Source organism: Flavitalea sp. (assembly GCF_035489435.1).
Lineage (GTDB): Bacteria > Bacteroidota > Bacteroidia > Chitinophagales > Chitinophagaceae > DATHKG01.
Genome location: NZ_DATHKG010000123.1, coordinates 45,243 through 68,182, shown reverse-complemented (window position 1 = coordinate 68,182; position 22,940 = coordinate 45,243). Strand labels below are relative to the sequence as shown.

General features: G+C 41.6%; 19 protein-coding genes. 10 read left to right on the top strand and 9 right to left on the bottom strand.

All coding sequences use genetic code 11. From position 1 onward, the window contains the following. The first annotated feature begins 224 nt into the window (after positions 1–224). Positions 225–947 (top strand): LolA family protein, encoded by a 723-nt coding sequence (locus tag VK664_RS19820; protein WP_461400436.1) that lies wholly within the window; start codon positions 225–227, stop codon positions 945–947. Between the two features lie 237 nt (positions 948–1,184). Here VK664_RS19820 and pdxA read toward each other — a convergent pair whose 3' ends face one another. Beyond that, positions 1,185–2,288 (bottom strand): 4-hydroxythreonine-4-phosphate dehydrogenase PdxA, encoded by a 1,104-nt coding sequence (pdxA, locus tag VK664_RS19815; RefSeq protein WP_461400435.1) that lies wholly within the window; start codon positions 2,286–2,288, stop codon positions 1,185–1,187. 96 nt (positions 2,289–2,384) lie between these two features. Here pdxA and rsmA point away from each other — a divergent pair, with 96 nt between their 5' ends. The 4 genes from rsmA to VK664_RS19795 all read left to right on the top strand — a co-directional run bounded on the left by rsmA (position 2,385) and on the right by VK664_RS19795 (position 5,277). Continuing rightward, on the top strand, positions 2,385–3,137 hold the full coding sequence (rsmA, locus tag VK664_RS19810) for a 16S rRNA (adenine(1518)-N(6)/adenine(1519)-N(6))-dimethyltransferase RsmA (protein WP_461400434.1): 753 nt from the start codon (positions 2,385–2,387) through the stop codon (positions 3,135–3,137). Positions 3,138–3,155: 18 nt separating this feature from the next. Then, positions 3,156–4,082, top strand: a complete 927-nt coding sequence (locus VK664_RS19805) for an NAD(P)-dependent oxidoreductase (RefSeq protein WP_461400433.1) — start codon at positions 3,156–3,158, stop codon at positions 4,080–4,082. Between the two features lie 212 nt (positions 4,083–4,294). Beyond that, positions 4,295–4,768 carry a transcription elongation factor GreA gene (greA, locus tag VK664_RS19800; RefSeq protein WP_461400432.1) on the top strand — a complete coding sequence of 158 codons (474 nt, stop codon included), beginning with the start codon at positions 4,295–4,297 and terminating at the stop codon, positions 4,766–4,768. A gap of 119 nt (positions 4,769–4,887) precedes the next feature. Continuing rightward, positions 4,888–5,277 (top strand): HIT family protein, encoded by a 390-nt coding sequence (locus VK664_RS19795; protein ID WP_461400431.1) that lies wholly within the window; start codon positions 4,888–4,890, stop codon positions 5,275–5,277. Positions 5,278–5,433: 156 nt separating this feature from the next. On the opposite strand, the gene ruvC is transcribed toward VK664_RS19795, so the two are convergent. Next, positions 5,434–5,997: a crossover junction endodeoxyribonuclease RuvC gene (ruvC, locus tag VK664_RS19790; protein WP_461400430.1), complete on the bottom strand. Its 564-nt coding sequence runs from the start codon at positions 5,995–5,997 to the stop codon at positions 5,434–5,436. A 65-nt stretch (positions 5,998–6,062) separates the two neighbouring features. Between ruvC and VK664_RS19785 the strand changes: the two genes are divergently transcribed. Beyond that, positions 6,063–7,085 carry a lysylphosphatidylglycerol synthase domain-containing protein gene (locus VK664_RS19785; protein ID WP_461400429.1) on the top strand — a complete coding sequence of 341 codons (1,023 nt, stop codon included), beginning with the start codon at positions 6,063–6,065 and terminating at the stop codon, positions 7,083–7,085. Between the two features lie 59 nt (positions 7,086–7,144). Beyond that, a complete protein-coding gene (locus VK664_RS19780) occupies positions 7,145–7,942 on the top strand; it encodes a DUF3108 domain-containing protein (RefSeq protein WP_461400428.1) in 798 nt (265 codons plus the stop codon). Positions 7,943–8,714: 772 nt separating this feature from the next. Here the strand turns inward: VK664_RS19780 and VK664_RS19775 are convergent. The 5 genes from VK664_RS19775 to VK664_RS19755 form a co-directional block, all read right to left on the bottom strand. Beyond that, positions 8,715–9,626 carry an MBL fold metallo-hydrolase gene (locus VK664_RS19775; RefSeq protein ID WP_461400427.1) on the bottom strand — a complete coding sequence of 304 codons (912 nt, stop codon included), beginning with the start codon at positions 9,624–9,626 and terminating at the stop codon, positions 8,715–8,717. A gap of 33 nt (positions 9,627–9,659) precedes the next feature. After that, positions 9,660–10,976 (bottom strand): MFS transporter, encoded by a 1,317-nt coding sequence (locus tag VK664_RS19770; RefSeq protein ID WP_461400426.1) that lies wholly within the window; start codon positions 10,974–10,976, stop codon positions 9,660–9,662. 139 nt (positions 10,977–11,115) lie between these two features. Then, complete coding sequence (locus tag VK664_RS19765; protein WP_461400425.1) at positions 11,116–11,901, bottom strand: undecaprenyl-diphosphate phosphatase; 786 nt, start codon at positions 11,899–11,901, stop codon at positions 11,116–11,118. 162 nt (positions 11,902–12,063) lie between these two features. Further along, positions 12,064–12,318 (bottom strand): DUF3098 domain-containing protein, encoded by a 255-nt coding sequence (locus VK664_RS19760; protein WP_461400424.1) that lies wholly within the window; start codon positions 12,316–12,318, stop codon positions 12,064–12,066. Positions 12,319–12,404: 86 nt separating this feature from the next. Next, positions 12,405–13,289, bottom strand: a complete 885-nt coding sequence (locus tag VK664_RS19755) for a cell division protein FtsX (RefSeq protein WP_461400423.1) — start codon at positions 13,287–13,289, stop codon at positions 12,405–12,407. A 167-nt stretch (positions 13,290–13,456) separates the two neighbouring features. On the opposite strand from VK664_RS19755, the gene VK664_RS19750 reads away from it, so the two are divergent. After that, complete coding sequence (locus tag VK664_RS19750) at positions 13,457–16,342, top strand: leucine--tRNA ligase (protein ID WP_461400422.1); 2,886 nt, start codon at positions 13,457–13,459, stop codon at positions 16,340–16,342. A gap of 131 nt (positions 16,343–16,473) precedes the next feature. On the opposite strand, the gene VK664_RS19745 is transcribed toward VK664_RS19750, so the two are convergent. Further along, positions 16,474–17,568: a hypothetical protein gene (locus tag VK664_RS19745; RefSeq protein ID WP_461400421.1), complete on the bottom strand. Its 1,095-nt coding sequence runs from the start codon at positions 17,566–17,568 to the stop codon at positions 16,474–16,476. A gap of 141 nt (positions 17,569–17,709) precedes the next feature. Between VK664_RS19745 and VK664_RS19740 the strand changes: the two genes are divergently transcribed. After that, on the top strand, positions 17,710–18,204 hold the full coding sequence (locus VK664_RS19740; RefSeq protein ID WP_461400420.1) for a hypothetical protein: 495 nt from the start codon (positions 17,710–17,712) through the stop codon (positions 18,202–18,204). A gap of 87 nt (positions 18,205–18,291) precedes the next feature. Then, on the top strand, positions 18,292–19,263 hold the full coding sequence (locus tag VK664_RS19735; protein WP_461400419.1) for a hypothetical protein: 972 nt from the start codon (positions 18,292–18,294) through the stop codon (positions 19,261–19,263). 70 nt (positions 19,264–19,333) lie between these two features. Here the strand turns inward: VK664_RS19735 and VK664_RS19730 are convergent, their stop codons facing one another. Beyond that, entirely contained in the window at positions 19,334–22,591 is a 3,258-nt protein-coding gene (locus tag VK664_RS19730; protein WP_461400418.1) for a S41 family peptidase, read from the bottom strand. Positions 22,592–22,940 lie beyond the last annotated feature (349 nt).

The following is a 22,940-nucleotide window of genomic DNA, read 5'->3' as shown; positions in this document are numbered from 1 at the left end:
GGTGAGTTGTGAGTGGAGTTTCTGAATGGTTGAAATAACATCATTCAGAACTCATCATTCAGAACTCGTCATTCACAACTCACCACTCCACTCATAACTCGCCATTCAGAACTTATCATTCCTAACTTATCGCTTACCATTTACAACTCACCTCTAATTCAATGAGCTGCATTGAACTTTAAGGTGTCTTCGCTGTTATGAGTTTGTATTAAGATAGATATTGTATGAAGGCGCGCGCCAGGTTTTATATTGTTTTTTCCGCCGGATTATTGTTTCTCGCAGCTGTCTTGGTTTCGTCAACTTTAGTAGCGCAGGAAGCTGATGCATTGGTTACACGCATAAGGGAAAAACTAAACATGGTAAAAGATTACCAGGCCAAGGGTATTTTGATTACCAATGTTTCTTTCATGAAAGTGCCGAAATCTGATATCACGGTCTTTTATAAAAACCCCGATAAGTTTAAGATCAAAAAACAGGACGGTATTTCAATTGTTCCCAAGGGAGGCATGAGTATCAATGTCAACAGCCTTTTTGCCGCTAATGGACAGTTTACCGCGGTTCCTGCAGGAAAAACAAAATTCCAGGGCGAGGAACTGTCAGTTATCAAGTTGCTTCCCCTTGATGAGAAGTCGGATGTAGTAGTTTCTACTTTATATGTTGATGATAAGCTTGCGTTGGTAAGAAAGGCAATTACTACCACCAAAGAATCAGGAACCTATGAAATCGAAATGAGCTATGGCAAATTTATCAGCTGGGGACTTCCGGACAAGGTGGTATTTCTTTTCAATACCCAAAACTATAAGCTACCCAAAGGACTCGCCTTCGATTATGATACCGGTGAAAAACCCGTAGTAAATGACAAGTCAGAAAATCAGAAAGGCAAGATTGAGATCAATTATTCTTCCTATATTATAAACAAAGGTATTGCGCAAGACACTTTTAAGTAGTTATGTGATAGGAATTATGTGATAGGAGTTATGAGTTATGAGTGATGAATTATGAGTGAGTGATGAGTTTGTGAGTTATGAGTGAGTTACGGGTTATATGTCTTGAAGTATGTGCTTACGAGAGACTATAAATATGAAAGAATTTCATCACTCATAACTAAATCACTTATAACTAAATCACTCACCACTAAATCACTCACCACTTACCACTCACCACTTACCACTCACCACTCACCACTAGATTGAACTGTCGTTATTCTCCGCAATCGCTTCATCTACCGCATTAGCAAGTATTACCGAGGTCATCTTTTTTAACGGGTTGCGTCGATTGTCTGCATACTCCTGCCTGCGGTTGATGATATCTATGCACTCATAAACAGCAGTGATAAATGAGGATGCATCTGCTTTGTTTTTTCCGGCAATGTCATGGGCAGTACCATGGTCAGGAGATGTTCTGATACCATCGATACCGGCAGTGAAATTTACGCCTTCACCAATAGCAAATGATTTGAATGGAATTAATCCCTGGTCATGATACATGGCAAGTACCGCGTCAAATTTTTCATGATGACCGCGGGCAAAAAATGCATCGGCGCTGTATGGTCCCATCACCAGCATACTGTGTTTCGCTTCCTTGATAGCAGGCTTGATAATATCTTCTTCTTCTCTTCCGATCAAACCTTCATCACCCGCATGTGGATTAAGTCCAAGTACGGCAATCTTTGGTTTATCAATCCCAAAGTCCTTGATCAATGACTGATTAACCAGGTTCAGTTTTGAAATTATGGCTTCCCTGGTTATGTGTTTTGCAACTTCGCTGATTGGTATATGTTCGGTTAAAAGTGCTATCCTGAAATTCTGTGAAGTCATCAACATCGCTACATCGTTTACTCCATACATATGTTTCAGGTAAGGAGTATGGCCGGTGAAGTCAAATTCGGTTGACTGCGTATTTTTTTTATGTATAGGTGCCGTTACCAAACCCTGGATCTTGTTTTCTTTCAACGCCTGGACTGCAGCAACCAGTGACTTAACTGCATATTTTCCCCCTGTTTCAGTAAGTTGACCGGGAGTGATGGCAATTTCTTCTTCCCAGACCTGGAAGATGTGAATTTGCTTATGACTTATTTTGGTAAAATCTTTAATGATCTGGTAATTGAGATTTACTTCCGGTACAGATTTGCGGTAAAAATTTATCAGTTTATTGGAAGCAAAGATCACAGGCGTGCATATCTCCAGCATCCGGGCATCTGAGAAAGCTTTTATCACTATTTCAGGGCCTATGCCATTCAGATCACCTATAGAAATACCTATAACAGGCCTTTGATGTTGAGGATTCATGATGTTTATTTCGGGTTGCTAAGATACGGCACTTATAGGTAAACATGGCATTTGAGGAAACGCAGATGATAATCGGTATTTTTGCCATCTTAAACTATGTATACATTAAAAAAATCACTTGGTCAGCATTTTCTGAAAGATGAAAACATCAGCAGGAAAATTGTGCAGACCCTGCTCGAAAAACGTTTTGAGCGCCTTGTGGAAGTTGGGCCCGGTGGCGCGGCACTGACAAAATATCTTCTTGAAATTCCCGGAATTGATCTTAAATGTGTTGAAATTGATGATGAAAAAGTGCAATGGCTCGAGAAGACTTATCCGCAGCTGAAAGGAAAAATTATTCATGACAGCTTCCTGGACATTGATCAGCCGTTTGAGGCTCCCTTTACTGTAATCGGGAACTTCCCTTATAACATATCCTCGCAAATCCTTTTTAAGGTGATGGACTGGAAGGAAAATGTTGAATGTGTAATCGGCATGTTTCAGAAAGAAGTGGCTCAGCGTATTGCTTCGGGTCCGGGTTCAAAAGTTTATGGGGTTACCAGTGTGCTTATGCAGGGCTTCTATACTGTCGAATATTTGTTTGAAGTAGATGAAAATAGTTTTACCCCGCCACCAAAAGTAAAAAGCGCAGTAATCAGGCTTGTGCCCCTGGAAGAAACGGTACCTATGAAATCGCAGCGTGCGTTTTTTGTGCTGGTTAAAACTGCGTTTAGCCAACGCCGTAAGACGCTCCGGAACGCTGTGAAGGCGTTATTTGCCCCTGAAATATTGGCTGACCCACTTTTCGATAAGCGGGCCGAACAACTCAGCGTGGCTGATTTTGCGGCATTAACTTTCAAAATGAAATAATTTAAAATGAAATAATAGGTGCAAAAAGTAATTATTACAGCAAGTTCTCATCCATACCTCGAAAATAAACTGACAGAAAAAGGGTTTACGGTTATTGTAAATCATTCAATCACTTACAACGAACTTGAAAATGAGATAAAAGATGCCACGGGCCTGATTGTGACTACCAGGTTGCGGATAGATAAAAATGTGATTGATAAGGCACCACATTTAAAGTGGATCGGTCGGCTCGGAAGCGGTATGGAATTAATCGATACTGTTTATGCAGAGCAAAAAGGCATCACCTGTGTTAGCAGTCCCGAAGGCAATTGCCTGGCGGTGGGTGAGCATGCACTCGGGCTGTTACTGAATATTCTGAATAAGATAAACAGCAGTAATCTTGAGATCCGGGAAGGCAAATGGATCAGGGCAGCAAACAGGGGTACCGAACTTTCGGGTAAAACGGTAGGAATAATAGGCTATGGACATACCGGGAGTGCTTTTGCCAGCTTACTGGCCCCTTTTAATGTAACGGTACTGGCCCACGATAAATATAAATTCGGTTTTGCGAGTGGTTATGTAAGGGAAGCCAATCCCGAACAGATAGCCCGGTATGCGGATGTGGTCAGTTTTCATCTGCCACTCACCGACGAAACTTTCCATTATGCCAACGATGCTTTTTTTGGCAGCCTGCAACAGTGCCCCGTTTTCCTGAATACCTGCAGGGGCAAAGTGCATGAAACCGGGGCCATAATCCGTGCTTTGGAAACCAATAAGATCTCCGGGGCGGTACTCGATGTCCTGGAAAATGAAAAGCTTGAAACCTATTCAGCAACCGAAAAGGAGCAGTTGGACCGATTGCTGGCTAACCAATCTGTAGTGATTACCCCACATATTGCGGGATATAGCCATGAGGCTTTTTACAAAATGGCGGAGGTTGTTCTGAGAAAATTGGGAATTAATTGATTTTTGGGGAATTACACCTGATTTTTCCCGGGGCAGTGCTTAATTTTTTAATATTTCATTGACTTGTAATTCGAAAAAAAAGGCTATTTTTGTCTTCAACAAATAATGCAACGCTTCAGCTAAACTGGGGCGTTGTTCTTTTTTTTTAATACCGGGAGAGCTTGCCATTATAATCTACAGGTAAACTCTGCCGTAAAACCAAGGAGGTTAACATGAGCAGTGTTTTGTACGTCTCAAAAGAAACACTTGAACAAATGAAGGAGGAGCTCACAAGGATGCGAACAGTGGCTCGTCCGGCCGCTGCTGCTGCCATAGCAGAGGCCCGCGAAAAGGGAGATCTTAAAGAAAATGCAGAGTATGATGCGGCAAAAGAATCCCAGGGAATGCTCGAAGCAAGAATCAAAAAAATGGAAGCCGATTATGCCATCGCCAGGGTGTTGATTGCTGAGAATGTAGATACAAGCAAGGTTTCTATCATGACCAAGGTGAAAATCACCAATATGAAGACAAAAAAACAGGTTACTTACCAGATTGTTTCAGAAATGGAAGCCGATCTGAAGCAATCAAAGATATCTATCACTTCACCAATAGGGCAGGGTCTGCTTGGCAAAGAAGCCGGAGATGTGGTAGACGTAGAGGTGCCTGCGGGAATGTTGAAATTTAAAATTGAAGACATTTTCGTTTAAACCCAGGTATTACCTGTAAACCGGGTACTACCTGTAAACCGGTGCTGCTTGTAAACTGGAGCTACTTGTAAACCGGAGCTACCTATAAACCGGTACTATCTGTAAAATGATTTCAAATCATGAGTCTTTTTTCAAAAATTATATCAGGCGAGATCCCTTCATATAAAATTGCAGAGAATGAGCGATTCTTTGCATTCCTGGACATTTCACCGTTGGTTCCCGGACACACATTGGTTGTGCCAAAAACCGAAACTGATAAGTTATTTGACCTGGATGATGAATACCTTTCGGAACTGCTGGTTTTTTCTAAACCAATTGCAAAGGCGATCGAGAAATCGTTTGATTGCAAACGGTGTGGAATAAGCGTAATTGGCCTCGAGGTGCCCCATACTCATCTTCACCTTGTACCAATCAATTCGGCTGATGATCTCAATTTCACCAGGCCAAAGATCAATCCTTCTAAAGAGCAAATGAAGACAGCTCAGGAGAAAATTATTTCAAATTTATAGCCACTTTAAGAGAGTTATGAGTTATGAGTGATGAGTTATGAGTGAGTGACGAATTATCGGGTTAGGAATGTGGTGTTGACACTTCACTCATAACTAATATTTCACTCATAACTCACTCACCACTCACCACTCACCACTCATCACTCATAACTGTTCCTAACGTACTCTGCCCGGATTCTTTGTTGCAAAGTCTTCCCAGTTTTTTATTTTGCTGTTACTCTTCTTCATTAAAGGATTGTCCTGGAAATGATGGCAAACTGCTACTGCCAATGCATCTGAAGAGTCAAGATATTTGAGGTCGGCATGTTGTAATTGCATAATATGTTGCAGCATTTTCCAAACCTGGTCCTTATCTGCGTTTCCATTGCCAGTTATGGATTGCTTTACTTTCTTCGGGGAATATTCAGATACTTCCAGTCCTGCTGATATTGCTGCGGCTATAGCAACGCCCTGGGCCCGCCCTAGCTTCAGCATACTCTGTACATTCTTTCCAAAAAATGGCGCTTCAATAGCAAAACAATCAGGATGGAATCTGGATATCAGTTCTGTTACTTTATGATGAATAGCCTGCAGACGCTGGTATTGATCCAGCTTAGCACTTAATTTCATTATGCTCATTTCAAGCAAAGCCGGCTTACTATTGGTTATGGAAATGATGCCATAACCCATCACCACGGTGCCCGGATCTATACCTAATATAACTTTAGCAGGTTTTTCCAAAATAATACTCCTTATTTTAATGACTGTTGTGACCTTGAATGAACTTGCTTTATTTTGCGGCACAATTGGCAAAACTGAGCAAAAATATCAAATTAATAATCAAGTATGTTCTGGGTCCCCTGGTCTTTTGCATTCTAGCGTTTTCCATATATCACCAGGTACAAAACCAGCCAAGCTGGGAACAGTCATTCAGGCAGATCTCAACTTCATTAACAGGAGACGGACTAAAGAAAATGTGCCTGGTGTTTTTGCTTATGTTTTTCAATTGGGGAATCGAAGCGCGAAAATGGCAACTTTCCCTGCGAAGTCTTAGCAATATCTCTTTTCTTCAATCCTTCAAGGCCGTCTTCACCGGTACTACAATGGCCTTTTTTACACCAAACCGTATAGGTGAATATTTTGGACGAATACTTTTTATTCCTGAAGGCAAGCGCTTACAGGCCATCTCTCTTACCATTGTTTGTAGCATGGCACAACTACTTGTAACGATCATTGCCGGAGTTTTTGGGTTGATATTTATGAAGGAGCATATTAGTGAGCAAGTGCCTGGCTCCGGTTCGGTTCTGTTCTGGCTTCAACTTGTGCTCTATGTTTCAATGACAGCAGGAATTATACTGGCAGTATTTTATTTCCGCCTGGGTTGGCTTGTCAGAGGTCTTGAGAAGATATCTTTTATTGAAAGATTTGTTCGATATGTTAAAGTTTTGGATGAGTTTAACACAACCGTTCTCACAAGGATATTGTTATTATCTCTTGCGAGGTATATTGTTTTCCTGTTTCAATATTATTTTTTATTTGATGTCTTCGAAGTAAACGTTGATTGGTGGCAATGCTTCTGGGTAATCAGTGTGATGTTTATTGTACTCGCAATTGCGCCAACAGTCGCTTTTCTGACAGATTTGGGGATCCGGGCTAAGGCAAGTATAGAATTGGTACAGTTTTTTAGCAGTAATGTCGCTGGGATTCTGGCGACCTCTTTGAGTATATGGTTAATCAACCTGGTTATCCCTGCATTGATCGGCAGTTTGTTAATTTTAGGGATCAGAATCAGCAATTATCAGTCGAGGCAAGACAATACAGACAGATAATAATCAGTTCATCCTTTTTGTAGACGAACTTTCAATTTTTTTACAGAATATTGTTGTTAATGAATGTATTAAAAACGGTTTCGATTGTTTTCCTTTCAATACTTAATTTTCCGCTCGCGGCGCAAAATGGTTTTTGTGAACTACGCAATACGGCATTTGGGGTTGGCGAAACAATAACGTTTAAGGTATTTTATAGCCTATCCGCCGCTAATATCGGTGCGGGTGAGGCGACATTTAAAACAACATTGGAAATGCTAAACAGGAAACCTGTTTACCATGTAGTTGGCGAAGGAAAGACCTATCCGTTTTACGATAAATTTTTTCGTGTGAGGGATCGCTATGAGACCTATATAGATACTGCAACTCTTCAACCCTATAAATTTATCCGCAATATTGATGAAGGTGGATATAAAAAGTATGAAGAAGTTACTTTTAATAAAAATACCAACACGGCTATTACCAATGCCGGGGTTTTTCAAATTCCTGCCTGTATTCAGGACGTACTTAGTGCTATAATGTATGCACGGAATATCGATTTTAGCAAATACAAACCCGGAGATAAGATCCCTTTTCAAATGTTCCTCGATAAAGAGATCTTCAACATGTATATCCGCTATATCGGTAAAGAAACCATTAAGACCAAGTATGGAAAGTTTCGCGCTATAAAATTCAAGCCCCTGCTTGTTAAGGGAACTATCTTTGAAGGGGGTGAGAAAATGACCGTTTGGGTAAGTGATGATCCCAACCATGTTCCCGTCAGAATCGAAAGTCCGATTTCAGTAGGGAGCGTTAAGGTAGATATGATTGGTTTCAATGGTCGCCGGCATCCGCTTAGTTCGCTTATTAGTGTGCGTTAGTAGTGATGTTTTATTATATGAGACTTGATCTGTACACTTGACGAGCACTATTATGCAACAGTTTTGTTTCATTCCTTCGCACCGTTGGGAGCGTGATGGTGCTTTTGTTTGGCTGTGTCCCGTGGTTAGTTTCATTGTTCATGCTAGTTGTTGCTGTTGTCTCCGGTCATCTTTTGTTGCCTTGATCGGCTTTTTTAAGAATTCATCAGGTGGTAGTTGGTATTGGGCCCTGATCAACTTCAGTAACTCTAAACACGGTACGAAGGCCCAACAAAAGCACCATCCCGCTCCCAACTAGCTCATCCATTTGGGGAAATATGCGACCATCTTAACTAATCTTACTAGTCCACCTTTGCGGGTTTCAAATTTAGATTCAATGCCAGTATCATCAAATCATTCGTAGACTTCAATCAATTCTCGGCCATTCATTTTATTAGTGAACCAGATCATTTTTTGAGCTAATGTTCTGGTTTCTGGAGTTGAGTGACATGTTGCGATCTTTGTTAGAATCAAGTTTGTTGGCATCAATCTTCGTTTGCATCAGTGTTTGTTTACGCCATTGTTCACCAGGAGTTGCGTGCTTTAGTTTGAACCGTTCGCAGGTTTTAGAAGTTATTGATCAAGCGACCATTTGTAAAACATAAATAAACCAACCAGTTATCAGTTATGAATTAAGAGAGTAATTCATAATTCTTCCCTCCTTTCATAATTCATAACTCATAATTCATATTTCTCTTTACATGATTCATATTTCTTTTCCTCATGATTCTATTCAAAGAGTTTCTAATCTGAAAGTTTCTTTTTCTCTGATTCCTTTTTCCGTTTCGTGAATTGTGCAACATTCAAATTTGGGATCGTGCTCGAAGAAAAGTACGTAATCCTCTTTTGCCGCCTGGTTCAGAAAGTCCTGTTTTTCATCAAGTGTTTTTAATGGTTCGATATCATAAGCCATTACATAAGGCAGCGGAAGATGACTCACGCTCGGCAAAAGATCAGCCATATATACGATAGTCCGGTCCCTATACCTGATCTCCGGAAGCATCATACTTTCTGTATGGCCATAGACGGTTCTGATGGAGAAATTGTCTGTGAAATGCAATAATTGCAAGTCCGGCTTCCCTTCCGATGTTTCTGTATTAGCCTCCTGGTCATCTTTACCATTCCTGGCAGAGAGGGGTGGGTATTCAATAAATTTCAGCTGACCACTTTCTTTGATCGGCATAATGTTTTCGGCAAGGAAACTGGCCTTCTCGCGTGTGTTTGGTTTTGTTGCATGATCCCAATGCTTTTGATTGCTCCAGTATATGGCGTTTGAAAATGCAGGAACCAGTTTGTCGGCTTTTTTTACGACAGCTCCCCCTACATGGTCAAAATGAAGATGGGTGAGGAAAACATCTGTAATATCATTTGGATGAAAGCCATGTTTAGCCAGGCTGTTTTCAAGGGTGGCATCACCATGGAGATAATAATGCGAGAAAAACTTTGCATCCTGTTTATTGCCAATGCCTGTATCTATCAGTATCAGCCGGTTGTTATCTTCAACCAGGAGGCAGCGCATAGCCCAGGTACAAAGATTTTTTTCATCTGCCGGTTGAAGTTTGTTCCATATTGTTTTTGGAACCACACCAAACATTGCTCCGCCATCTAGCTTGAAATATCCCGTGTCTATGGTATACAGTTGCATTTGGGTTTATGATAGCTTTAATTGCATTCAGGTTTATGATAGCTTTAATTGTTTTTGCTTTTTGAGTGCCGAATACAAAAAGATCAGTCCGATTACGAAAAATACCATAAGGGAAAGAATTGAGTTTTTCATCCCGCCATTGGCATGAGTAAGTTCTTCGATCAGTCCGAAACTAAGAATACCGACAGCGATAGCAATCTTTTCAGTAAAGTCGTAATAGCAGAAAAAAGATGCGGTATCTTTTGTTTCAGGCATCAGCTTTGCAAATGTTGACCTGCTGAGTGATTGTATACCTCCCATTACTAGTCCCACACAAACTGCAAGTCCGTAAAAATAATATTCGGGATCCTGGCCCTGTTCTTTCAGGGAAGCAGCATAATAAGCTGCAAGGCAAACAAAAATCCAGAAGAAGATAACGCCGATAAGTACCCGAAAATTGCCGAAAATACCAGACAAACGTGACATGCTCCAGGCGCCAATTATAGCCACGAGCTGAATAATCACAACGGTTACAATCAGTTTTGTATCACTTAACCCCAGCACTTTACTACCGAAAAGGGTGGCAGCCAGCATTACAGTTTGTACACCCATGCTATAAAAAAAGAACCCGCGAAGGAACCGTTTTAATACCGGCATGCTCCGCACCTGCAGATACACTTTCTTAATTTCCTGGAAACCGTCACTGAATATGTTTCCTTTTATGCGGTCGGCGGAAACCGATTGCTTTGGCAAAACCCGGAACGCAAACTGGGCAAATACTATCCACCAGATCCCGACAAGCAGGAATGTAATACGTGTTGCGAGTGCCGCAGAGGGTAAACCCAGGACCAGTCCAAATCCAACGATCTGCAGCAATACACTGCCGACATAACCAAGCGAGTAACCGCGGGCACTGATGCGGTCGCGATCCTCTTCTGCTGCAATCTCGGGCAGGTAAGAATTATAGAAAACCAGGCTACCGGAATAGCCTATAGCAGCAAGAACGAAAACCGATACACCATATTCAACATTTGATCCATCAAAAAAATATAAGGAGCAACAAGACAGCGCACCCAGGTAACAGAAAAACTGCATGAACTGTTTTTTGTTTCCTCTTGTGTCACTGATTGATGTAAGTATCGGGTATAATAATGCAATGATAAGATAGGCACCTGCCAGCGCATAGTCGTACAAAGCCGAATTTACATAATCGCGGTTCAGAAACGGGATATGCTCCGTTCCGAAATGATCCTTGGTAGCAGCCGCAAAATATATTGGGAAAAAGGTGGTGGTAATAACGAGATTATAGACCGAATTGGCCCAATCGTACATTGCCCAGCCATTGATAACTTTCTTTGAAGCAGTTTGCATGTATATGATTAAAGCCAAATATCGGGTATTTCCTCATTCATTGAACAGGCATCTATTCAATGATCGGATCCTTCCAATCAGAATCAGCTGATCATTTATTCAACTATCAAACCCTTCCATATCATTCTCAGCAAATCATCTATTCAACTATCAGCCCCTTCCATATCAATATGAGAAGTATGATACCGGCAATGATCCGGTACCAGCCAAAGATTCTGAAACCATATTTTTGAAGGAAGCCAATAAAAAACCTGATAGCTATGATAGCCACTATAAAAGCTACCAGGTTACCGATCGCAAGCAGTTTAACATGATCTGGGGTAAATGACTCATAACCCTTTAAAAGCTTGTATCCGGTTGCCGCGGCCATAGTTGGAACAGCAACAAAAAACGAAAACTCGGCTGCAAGTTTACGGGTTAGTCCCTGTTGCATTCCACCAATTATGGTGGCAGCACTACGGCTCACTCCAGGCACCATGGCAATGCATTGCCACATACCAATCACGAACGATTTACCAAAGCTGATTTCTGATTCTTCATTGATAGCTGCCCGCTGAAAAAACCTGTCGATGAATAAAAGGATTATACCACCAAGGATCAGCGTAATGCCAACCGTGGTCGGGCTTTCAAGCAGTGCATCTATGTTATCAGAAAATAGAAGACCCAGTATGATTGCCGGTATAACGGCGACGATCAGCTTAAGGTAGAACTGCCACTTTTTAAAGTCAAAAAACTTTCTCCAGTATAATACTACCACCGCCATTATTGCACCTAATTGTATTGCAACAGTAAACAGCTTTGTGAATTCCTCTTTCTCAATTCCCATGAGGCTGCTGGCTATGATCATGTGACCGGTGGAAGAAACTGGTAAAAATTCTGTAATGCCTTCAACTATGGCGATGATAACAGCTTGTAAAATATCCATGTGATAAGAATTGCTTTAGGGAACTGATATAACGTACAATATAAAGTACTGTTACGTAGAATATAAAGTGCAATAAAGTACAATATAGTGCACAATAAAAAACCGGTTGAAAAATCTGAAACTAATCAAATTTTTTAACCGGCAACTTGTGTTGTATATGAATTAATTTTTAGGTTTTCTGAATATGGCAAAAATCTCTAATGCCAGACCTAGTAAGATAAGTATGGGAGCAACGGTGATCCTTGTCTTACTATACACTTCTTTGGGGTCAAAAACATTCGGATCATCACTTTTTCCGCCCGCCATCAGGAACAATCCCAAAGCGATACTGACGATCCCAGCAATAATCCAGATATAATTTTCTTTCCCAAACAAATTATCATTGGTAACACTTACTGGCTGTTTTTTCTCGATCATGATCTGAAATTGAAGCTGCAATATAGCAAAAAATTGAAATGGAGGCTGCCGCTGTTGGATTCCTGGCCTGCTGCCGGTTTAATCCACTAATAAAGATCGTCCAGCTTCATCCTGAGATATTTAACCACGCTTCTGTGTGTGCTGAACATCGTGATACCGATACCCAGTATAAAAAGCAGCAGAAATACAAGTAAAAGGCTGCTGTTATTGCGTAGATCTTTCAAATCCGGCACAAAGCTTTCAAACAGTATAATAATACCGTAGATCATGGCAATGGCGATCAGCGCCGCTATGGATCCATTGATTACAGCCCTGGTATTCAGCGGGCGTGAGATAAAACTGCGTGTGGCTCCAACCATTTGCATGGTTTTGATCAGGAACCGGTTGCTATACATGGCCAGCTTTATAGTATTATCTATCAGGATAATAGAGAACAATGAAAAAATGCAGGCAAGCACAACCAGGCCGATCAGTATCCAGCGCATGGAAGGTCCCATTTTCTCGACCAGGGCAGAGGGGTAGTTGACGCTTTCAACTACCAACGTTTTCAGTTCCAGGTCCGTCTTAATATTCGCAATTGTGTCCTTATGAACATAGTTGTTGTTCAGATTGAAATCGATTGAGGCAGGGAGCGGGTTGTCCGTTACGAGGGCATCGAAGTTTTCACTTTTCTCATCATTTGAGGCGAGCCATTTTTCCTTCGCTTTTTCTTTATCGATGTATTCAAGCGTTTTGGTATAAGGTTTGGCAATAATATAAGCTTTGAGAGAGTCGATATCGGCCTGGCTGGCAGTTTTGCGGAGATAGACCTGGATCGTAACATCTTCCTTCAGTTTCTTCACATACATCTGAGCATTCAGAAAGAGCCATCCAAATATGCCAACAAAAAACAAAACAATAGTAACGCCCAGGATCGCCATAAAATACGACGGCTTGGAACGCTTGGCGGATGCCTTTCCGAATTGAGCCATAACAAAAACTGTTTAAAAAAATTGGTTAGAAATTTAGGGCTGGCGCAAAATTAACGGTTTTAACGCCACTTTGCATAAATTTGCCCCCTCCTTAACGATAGGAAGGATAGAAAAATTTCAACAAAAAAAAGGTTTTTAACTTTTTAACAACGCATCAGCTCAGATACATGGAATATAACTTCAGAAGTATAGAACAGAAATGGCAGGAGAAGTGGAAGATCAATAATGCGTACAAGGTCCGCAACCCTTCCCCTGGAACGCCTGCGAAGCCAAAGTTTTATGTCCTTGATATGTTTCCTTATCCAAGCGGAGCCGGCCTGCATGTCGGCCATCCCCTGGGATATATAGCCAGCGACATATTTTCCAGGTATAAAAGAACGAGGGGATTTAATGTATTACACCCGATGGGTTATGATGCGTTTGGATTGCCGGCAGAACAGTATGCTATTGAACATGGTGTACATCCCGCTGAGAGCACCGCAAAAAATATTGAGAACTTTCGCAGGCAACTTGACAAGATGGGTTTCTCCTTTGATTGGGAAAGACAGGTAAATACCAGTGAGCCTGATTATTATAAATGGACACAGTGGATCTTCCTCCAATTATTCAAATCTTACTATAACCGCAAAAACAAGAAGGCTGAATCTATAGATTCCCTGGTAGAAGCTTTTCAAAAGGAGGGTAACAAAACACATACTTGTCCGGGTGACAGCGGGATCCGTTTCGACCAGTCGCAATGGAACAGTATGGATGAAGCTGATCGGCAGGATATATTGATGAACTACCGCCTGGCCTATTGCGGGTATGGAGAAGTGAACTGGTGTGAGGCCCTGGGTACAGTGCTGGCAAACGATGAAGTTGTAAACGGTGTAAGTGAACGCGGTGGGTACCCTGTAGTTAAAAAGAAATTAAGACAATGGTATCTCAGGATAACTGAATATGCAGATCGTTTATTGGATGGGCTGGAGAAAGTTGATTTCAGCGATGCAATGAAGGAAATGCAGACAAACTGGATCGGCAAAAGTTATGGTGCTGAAATCGATTTTGAAGTGCAGGGTTTAGCCGGACAATTCCTGAAAGTATATACCACCAGGCCCGATACCATCTTTGGTGTGGACTTCATGGTGATAGCGCCTGAACACGAGCTGGTTGATATGTTAACGATGCCGGAACAACTTGATGCGGTTCAGGAATACCTGGCATATGTAAAGAGCCGGAGCGAAAGGGAACGTATGGCTGAAAAAAAGATTTCAGGTTGCTTCACCGGTGCTTATGTATTAAATCCATTTAATAACCAGCCGATCCCGGTCTGGATTTCTGAATATGTGCTGGCGGGTTATGGTACAGGAGCCATCATGGCAGTGCCTTGTGGTGATGAACGTGATCATAAATTCGCTCACTACTACGATATACCGATCACAAATATTATTGGCGAGGCTTATAACGGGCTTGAAGCAAATCCTACTAAAGATGCCATCCTTCATAACAGCTATTTCCTGGATGGAATGGTAATGCGGGATGCTATGACTGTTGCGCTCGAAAAAATCGAGGAAAAGGGTATAGGCCAGCGAAAGGTAAACTACCGGATGCGCGATGCTGCGTTTAGCCGTCAACGTTATTGGGGCGAACCTTTTCCTGTTAAATGGATCAACGGCATTGCTTATCCGCTTGATGAATCTGAACTGCCCCTTGAATTGCCTAAGGTTGACAAATATTCTGCAGGCCCGGAAGGTGAAGGACCACTGGCTAATTTACCGGAATGGACTGGTCAGCACCTCGAGACCAATACAATGCCAGGTTATGCAGGGTCTTCCTGGTATTTTTTGAGATATATGGATCCGCATAACCCGGCAGCCTTCGCTGGCCGTGCAGCTTCTGATTATTGGGGACAGGTTGATATTTATATCGGCGGTACCGAACATGCCGTCGGTCATTTGTTGTATAGCCGTTTATGGACAAAGGTTTTGTTTGACCTGGGTTATATCAGCCACGATGAACCTTTTAAAAAACTGGTGAACCAGGGTATGATACAGGGCAGCAGCCGTTTCCTGTACCGGCTGAATATTACCCTTCACGAAACCAACACCCCTGTATTGAGCCGTGAGGTATATCTCAGCAAAGGCATCGCCGATCGTTTTGCCGCTGAAGAACTTTCAGTAGCAGAGCTGGTTGAGGAACTGAAAGGACAGGGTGCTGATATATCAGCGGTTTCCGAAACAGATGTTATATCGGTTAGTCCTATACATATTGATGTAAATGCAGTTGATGGCGTAGAGTTGAATGTGGATTTGGCCAGGAAAACAAAGCCTAATTATCAGGATGCATATTTTATTCTCGAAAATGGCCAGTATATCTGTGGGGTTGAGATTGAGAAGATGTCTAAGACCAAGTATAACACAGTCAATCCTGATGACCTTGTAAACAGGTATGGAGCAGATACATTCCGTATGTATGAAATGTTCCTGGGTCCGGTAGAAATGAGCAAACCCTGGGACACAAAAGGAATTGAAGGTGTGCACCGTTTCCTGAAGAAATTATGGCGTTTGTTTTATGATGAAACAAAGGGACAGGTCTGGAAGGATGAAGCACCATCGGCGGCTGAGTTGAAAGTTTTACATCGTACGATCAAAAAAATTGAAGAAGATACTGAACGCTTCTCATTCAATACTGCGGTAAGTGCGTTTATGGTTTGTGTGAATGAACTACATGATCTTAAGAGTCATAAAAAACCGATTCTTGCAGACCTGCTTGTTTTGCTGACTCCCTATGCACCGCATATCAGTGAAGAACTATGGCAACTGTTAGGAAATGAAAATATACTGGATGCACCCTATCCAGTGTTTGATCCGAAACATATTGCTGAATCAGCGAAAGAATACCCTGTTTCAATTAATGGTAAAGTGCGCACTAATATAAATATCGCATTGGATGCTTCGCAGAATGATGTTGAAGAGATCGTTCTGAAAAATGATATTGTGAACAAATGGCTCGAAGGCAGGCCGCATAAAAAAATCATCTATGTTAAAAACAAGATGATTAACGTAGTGGTTTAATTTTTTTGTGGTAAAGTATCGAACTGGCTGGCAATCCAAGGATGGCCAGCCAGTTTACTTTTACAGGAATTGACTTTAGCTCGCCGCTTGGGTATTGATACCACATAATAACTCCTGATTCGAATGTGTCGTTATTGCTTAACAAACCTTATCAGCGCAGAGCTGTTTTCGTTTGCATATAAGCGTGCCTCATAACGTTTGTCGCCCACAATCGCCACCATAAATGAAGTGTTCGGTGGGATCGACCCGAGATTTTCGGCAACCATTACCAGTTCATTGTCATCACCAAGGTCGCTGGCGTTCAGCATAAGCGTATATGCCTGGTCGGTGAGTCTTATGTTTTTAAACAGCATCCGGCCATTTAAAAACAAAGCAATCGAGTCGCCATCAACCTGCGCATTGTCATAAAATCTTAATTCAATCTTTTCTGCAGTTACAGGAATAACGGTTTGTAATTTATTCGTCCTTCCTGCAAATTTTTGTTCTATAGATTGGATAGGCGCTTTTTTTCCGGTTGCTTCAGGAACAATAACAGGATCGGCTGTTGCAACTGATGAATGCTCTGCGGTTTTGGGAATTTTTATCTCCGCCGAAGCCTGTGGTAAAGTAGCAGTCTCAGGAATACGCGCTGCCTTTAGCGATGGATCCGTCCTTACCAACGGCGGAGTCAACGTGCCTTCAAATCCTTTTGGAACCGGTGGCTGCATAAACGCAATGTTGGCAACACTATCGATGATGTCCGGATGATTTGCGCCTACGAAATAATTTTCCAACACGTAATCCCATTCGTCTGTAAAAGTAAAGCCTGTTGTTTTTTCCATCTGGACCGGGCCGGTCTGTTCGTCCATATCATCCTTATCGCTGGATCTCCCTTCAAGCAACATCTTGTTTTCACCCGGACAGTTGAAATCAGCCACTGATAAAAAGGGTTCTTTATGACTAAAACCTGAACCGCTGCCTTTTTCTTCCAGCAATACATCATCCCACCAGATTACATTATTTGTTTCCGGATCGAAATAGCCCTTGATTGAATATCGTCTGTAATTGTTCTTGCCTGAATAATAATAGGAAGTCCCCATCAGGCTATCGCCTTTTTTGATCAGCTTCAGTTCTGTTCTCATGGAACCAATCTTCCCTTTCCAGGCACCAGTGATAGTCTGGCCGGAAACCTGGGTTCTAAAGGCAAAGGATACAGTTAAAAATGCGATGCAGGCGGATAGTTTCAAATCAAATGTTTTAAGATTCAACCGGATAACAACGATTGAGGTAAGTTTATATTACATGAGCCCGGAGTTTTTAACATTCTCCGTGTTTTTTTGCCAATATCAAAGTGGAGAGATGTTCACTTTTTTTCGGAAATTACACGTATGACAACGAACGTGACAGCTGGCAGCCTGGGAGCAAAAACGGATATCCTCGTCGGGGGTCTGAGAACAGCTGCAAACAATTTGCGGAGCGGCGCTTTTTATGCCTGGGGACATCACGGAGCGTGCAACTGCGGTCATTTGTTACAGGTAGTAACAAGATTAAGTAAGGAGGAGATACAGTCTTATGCGCATACTGGCTATGGTGAGTGGACAGAGATTGTTGAGGAGTCTTGCGCAGTGACTGGAATTCCCCTTGGTTTGCTGATTACTGAACTGCGTTCAATGGGACTTACCAATATCGATATACATAATCTTGAGTACCTGGAAGATAGCGCCGTGCTTAATAATCTGCCTGGCGGTTTCCGCTGGCTCAAACGAAATCAAAGAGAAGATGTAATTGTTTATTTCGAAACATATGCAAACATGCTCGAAGAGAAAATGCTTGAGCAAATTGAAATACCGTCTTTTGATTTAAAAGAACCTGTCAGCTTATAGTGCAGCTAAGGTCCAACGAATGGATCAAAGCCAATAAGTCCACTTCAGGTCATTTGGTTGACCCCGTCTATGAAGATCTCAAAAAAAATGAACAAGTTTAAAAAAATAACAAAACGATTAGAGGGCCTGCATTACCCACAGGAATATTTATGTCTCTCAAAAGAATCTTTTCAACTTCCGCTCCAGCTCAGTCTTATTGAAAAAGGTAACATTGTAGCAGACGTTACAAATCATCATGCCTTTACAGGTTATTGCCCCCTTATTTTGGCCTTATCTTCAAATTACAATACGCACAGCTCTGAAAAAATTACCATCAACTTCAGTCAGAATCCATTACCAAAAAACGGATCTTTCAAGCTTAATGCAACCATTGCAAAGCTGGAGTTAAAAAAAATAAAATCAATAAATACTGATGATGGCGATATTAACTTTTATAAAGGGGTTAATGGCGAACATCATTTCACATCTTTATTTGGCCAGGCAGCTGGTCAATTATATAACAGGCTTTATAACTATAAACCGGGTAACGTTTTTCTGGCAGGCAATTTATATAAGCAGGTACAAATAGCATATTCGCTTCCAAGAACGATTTCCCTTATTACGGTTGAAAAAAGTGGACTTTTCAACCTTTTCCCAACTGACCTCCACGGACAGGTAAGTGCCAACTATTATGTAATTTCTCTAAGGCACGGAGGCCTGGCTTGTGCTCAGGTAGAAGCTTCAAAAAAGATCTTACTGTCTGATATGAATGCCGCCGCTTTTAAAATGGTTTACAGCCTCGGAAAAAATCACATGCAACCTTTAAAGGAAGCACTTGTTTTTCCTTTTTCAGCCCTTGTGTCAAACGGGTTTCAGCTTCCTATCCCTGAAGGATCTGTCAGCTATAAAGAGCTTCAGCTTGAAAGATCTTTTGATGCAGGTATTCATAGATTATTTGTTTTTAGAATTATGACCTCAGGCCAGGTTGATAGTTCTCTCCAAACCCTTGCACACATCCACAATGTTTATGCTACCTGGCGTTTTAAACAAGGAATTCAAAATACCTTTTTTCTTCGATAATCGTGTTCTTCTTATCACACAAAAAAACCGGCAAAATCAATTGCCGGTTTTTGCATATAAAACGATCGCATTAAAAAGCCTTTTTTACTGGTTTATTTTTGATCTCGTTCAGCATTTCCTGTACAGCTCTTTCCAATTGCTGATCCTTGCCTGACAAAATCGCTTTGAAATCATTAGGCACTTTGATATCCGGCTCCAGTTGAAGATTTTCAGTAGGCCTGTTCTCCTTGCCTATTGTAGCAACCATTGGAATACCAAACACCAGGGTAGGATCTATCTGGGTTTCCCACCACACAGCCGTACCAGTACCTGGGACAGGCATGCCAATCAGTTTGCCGAGTCCGAGGCTTTTATAAGCATAAGGGAAAAGGAAAGCATCAGAATAATTGCTTTCGCTCATAACTACCGAAGAGGGTTTGGCCCATTTATTTCTTGGCTCACCGGAAGTTGGTTTTGCGCCCTGTGGAGAAAAATCGAGATATGGTTTACCGCCAAGAAAAGATACCAGGTCATCGTGCAGCCAGCCCCCGCCGTTAAATCTGGTATCAACTATCAGCGCTTCCTTATCAGCATTTTTACCAAGCACATCTTCATAAACTGTTCTGAAACTTCCATCATTCATGCCTTGCACATGTACATAACCAACCTTGCCACCGCTTAATTCATCCACTTTTTTACGCATCATTTTCACCCAACGATTATAAAGCAATCCCTGTTCTTCAACTTGGGTGATTGGTTTCAAACTTTCATCCCAACGTTCTTTGGTGGCAGGATTATAAACCGTTAGTAATACGTTTTTAGTTGCCTTTCGATTCAGTAATTTGTTCCAGTCCATATCTGCGGTGATCGTTTCACCATCAATTTTTTCAATCACAACACCCCTGGTAAGTTTTGTTTTTGCATTTAAAAAAGGACCCCCTTCCAACACCTCCATTACCTTAACACCCGGGCCATCGAAGGTTTCGTCATAAAGCAAACCAAGGCTTGCTGTGATATCAGGATTTGTAATTGCGGGTGCGTAACGTCCACCAGTATGCGAAGCGTTTAACTCGCCCAGCATCTCGCTCAGCAACTCCTGGAAATCATTATTGTTATTTATATGAGGCAGGAATTTCGCGTAGGTTTCCTTATAGAGTTTCCAGTCTACTCCCTTCATTTCCGGGTCATAAAACTTTTTCAAAACCTGGCGCCATGCATGTTCAAAAATATATTGTCTTTCCGCGGCGGTATTCAGGTTCATTTCGCCGTTCACGATCACAGGCGCAACACGACCGGCATCAGCATCGACCTTCATTATCTTGCCATCACTCACAACAAAAATGTTTTTTCCATCTTTTGAAATTTCCATACCAGCAGGACCTCCATCAAGTTTGGAAAGAATTTTTGTTTCACGCGTCCTGGTATTAGTCAGCCATAAATCATAGCCTTTTTCAACCCTCGCCAGGTAATACAATTTCTCTCCATCCGTGGATAACAAATAATCTGAAATGTTACCGGAGTTGATAGTGAGCCTGACTTTACGGTTTTCCAGGTTTTCAAATAAAGGTTTCCAGTCTTTCTCCTTTTTCGCAATAGCATCCTGCAGCGCGGTATCCTTTTTTTCCTTTTTCTCGTTTTCTTCTTTTTCTTTTAAGAGTGAAAAATCATCTTTATTCAACTTGAAACGGTCATACAATTCCTGGTCGAAAAACATGGCATAAACATCCACTTCACGTGCACCCTGGAAAGCCAGTGGCTTTTTGCCGTCACGGTCAGTAGTCCAGATGATTGCTTTTCCACTCATGGTCCATTTTGCACCGCCATCAAAAAAACCGCTTTGGGTCAGATTAATTCTTTCACCTGAACCATCAGCTTTCATCAGTGAAACTTCAGCCCTGCTCCATGCTCCCTCTGCAGAATTAAAAGCTAACCATTTGCTATCAGGTGACCAGGTAAAATACTGGTCGCCATCAGCATAAGAAAAGTTTATTCCTTTTGGTACGATGGTCCTTGATTTTTTATCAGCGATGTTATAAACCCTGATGAGATTCCTTTCTTCCAGGTAAGCGATTTCCTTTCCATCTGGTGAATAGACCGGTTGAAATTCTTCTGCTTCGGTAGTTAGCAATGGCTCTTCTTTCAATACGGTTGAAGTATAGAAATAGGGTTCTTCTTTTCTTTCAATGGTAGAACGGTAAATGTTCCAGCTATTGTTTCTTTCTGAAGCGTAGACCAATGAACGGCCATCAGGACTGAATTCAACAGTTCTTTCCTGCACCGGGGTATTGGTTATACGTTTTGTAATTCCTCCTTCTACCGAAGTCACAAATACTTCACCACGAACAATGAAGGCTATTTCTTTTCCATTAGGAGAAAGTGTTGTTTGAGTAACACCGGTATTGATCGGGATAATTTTTTCGGTATTTGTTCGGCCATCAGTGTTGATTGTTATGGCAACTTTTTTGGGTGAATCGTTTTCCTTTAATGTATAAATCGAACCGTCATAAGTAAAACAAAGCATATTGTCATTGGAACGTGTAAGATGTCTTACCGGGTTTTTTGTAAACTTCGTCACCTGTATTTCAGCAGATTTTTCTCCGACAGTTGCCTTATATATATTCTGGGTGCTGCCATTTTTTTCACTCAGGTAATAGAGCGATTTATCATCTGCAGAAAACAAAGGCTCCCGGTTTTCGCCTTCAAACCCTGAAACCTGCTGATAGTCATCTTTTTTGACATCATATAACCAGATATCCCTGGTAACTGAAGATGTATGATGTTTACGCCAGGGATCTTCGAAACCCTTCCTGTCCTGGAAAATCAGTTGATCACCTTTGTTATTGAAACGGGCAAATTCAGATCCTGCCGAAAGAAACATCACTGATCTTCCGCCTTCAACCGGCACCTTATAAAGTTTACTGAAAATATTCCTTATTGGGAACCTGGCACTGGTATAGATATCATTTCTGCCTGTGCCAAACAATACAGATTTCCCGTCGGGTGTAAAGTCGTAGGGATAGTCGTTTGCTGAATGATAGGTCAGTCGTTTTGCTTCACCTCCGTTGGAAGGCATCACGAATACATCAAAATTTCCATACCGGTCGCTGGCAAACGCAATCGATTTGCCATCCCGGCTCCAGACCGGCATATAATCATGTGCTTCATGAAGTGTTAGCGGTGTCGCTTCACCTCCGGCAGAGGCTACCTTATAGAGATCACCTTTGTAGCTGAAAACGATCGTTTTTCCGTCTGGTGAGATAGCGGGATAACGCATCCACATGGGACTGTTTTGTGACATGACAGCAGTGGCCGTCACCAATAAAAGCAGTAAGCTGGTCAGTTTTTTCATGCTGTGTTAGTTTTGACTGGTCCTTTGATAATTGACGATTCCTAAGTTAAATGATTATGGATTCCAAAAATTCAGAAATTGATAAGCGGAAGGATTTTTGATTCCGGGAATGAAAATTGAAGATGAATTGAGGCGTCAGCCATGAACCATTTGAAAATTCAATAACTTTAGACGGCCTGTTCTTCAAAACGGGGCATTTTTAAAACCAGCAGAAAAAAGCCAGTTTGTACTGCCTGACCAAAACGCGGCCAAAACAAGCCAACTTAAACAAAAAGGTACTGACCAATGAAATGCTTATTAATTAAATGAAAACCTGATTAATAAAATGAAACTCTGAGCAGGGAAGGTA

Excerpts from the sequence above, each read along its gene's own strand:
- VK664_RS19820 (WP_461400436.1), top strand. The coding sequence starts at position 225 with ATGAAGGCGCGCGCCAGGTTTTATATTGTTTTTTCCGCCGGATTATTG.
- pdxA (WP_461400435.1), bottom strand. The coding sequence starts at position 2,288 with ATGAATCCTCAACATCAAAGGCCTGTTATAGGTATTTCTATAGGTGAT.
- rsmA (WP_461400434.1), top strand. The coding sequence starts at position 2,385 with ATGTATACATTAAAAAAATCACTTGGTCAGCATTTTCTGAAAGATGAA.
- greA (WP_461400432.1), top strand. The coding sequence starts at position 4,295 with ATGAGCAGTGTTTTGTACGTCTCAAAAGAAACACTTGAACAAATGAAG.
- VK664_RS19795 (WP_461400431.1), top strand. The coding sequence starts at position 4,888 with ATGAGTCTTTTTTCAAAAATTATATCAGGCGAGATCCCTTCATATAAA.
- VK664_RS19780 (WP_461400428.1), top strand. The coding sequence starts at position 7,145 with ATGAATGTATTAAAAACGGTTTCGATTGTTTTCCTTTCAATACTTAAT.
- VK664_RS19775 (WP_461400427.1), bottom strand. The coding sequence starts at position 9,626 with ATGCAACTGTATACCATAGACACGGGATATTTCAAGCTAGATGGCGGA.
- VK664_RS19770 (WP_461400426.1), bottom strand. The coding sequence starts at position 10,976 with ATGCAAACTGCTTCAAAGAAAGTTATCAATGGCTGGGCAATGTACGAT.
- VK664_RS19765 (WP_461400425.1), bottom strand. The coding sequence starts at position 11,901 with ATGGATATTTTACAAGCTGTTATCATCGCCATAGTTGAAGGCATTACA.
- VK664_RS19760 (WP_461400424.1), bottom strand. The coding sequence starts at position 12,318 with ATGATCGAGAAAAAACAGCCAGTAAGTGTTACCAATGATAATTTGTTT.
- VK664_RS19755 (WP_461400423.1), bottom strand. The coding sequence starts at position 13,289 with ATGGCTCAATTCGGAAAGGCATCCGCCAAGCGTTCCAAGCCGTCGTAT.
- VK664_RS19750 (WP_461400422.1), top strand. The coding sequence starts at position 13,457 with ATGGAATATAACTTCAGAAGTATAGAACAGAAATGGCAGGAGAAGTGG.
- VK664_RS19740 (WP_461400420.1), top strand. The coding sequence starts at position 17,710 with ATGACAACGAACGTGACAGCTGGCAGCCTGGGAGCAAAAACGGATATC.
- VK664_RS19735 (WP_461400419.1), top strand. The coding sequence starts at position 18,292 with ATGAACAAGTTTAAAAAAATAACAAAACGATTAGAGGGCCTGCATTAC.
- VK664_RS19730 (WP_461400418.1), bottom strand. The coding sequence starts at position 22,591 with ATGAAAAAACTGACCAGCTTACTGCTTTTATTGGTGACGGCCACTGCT.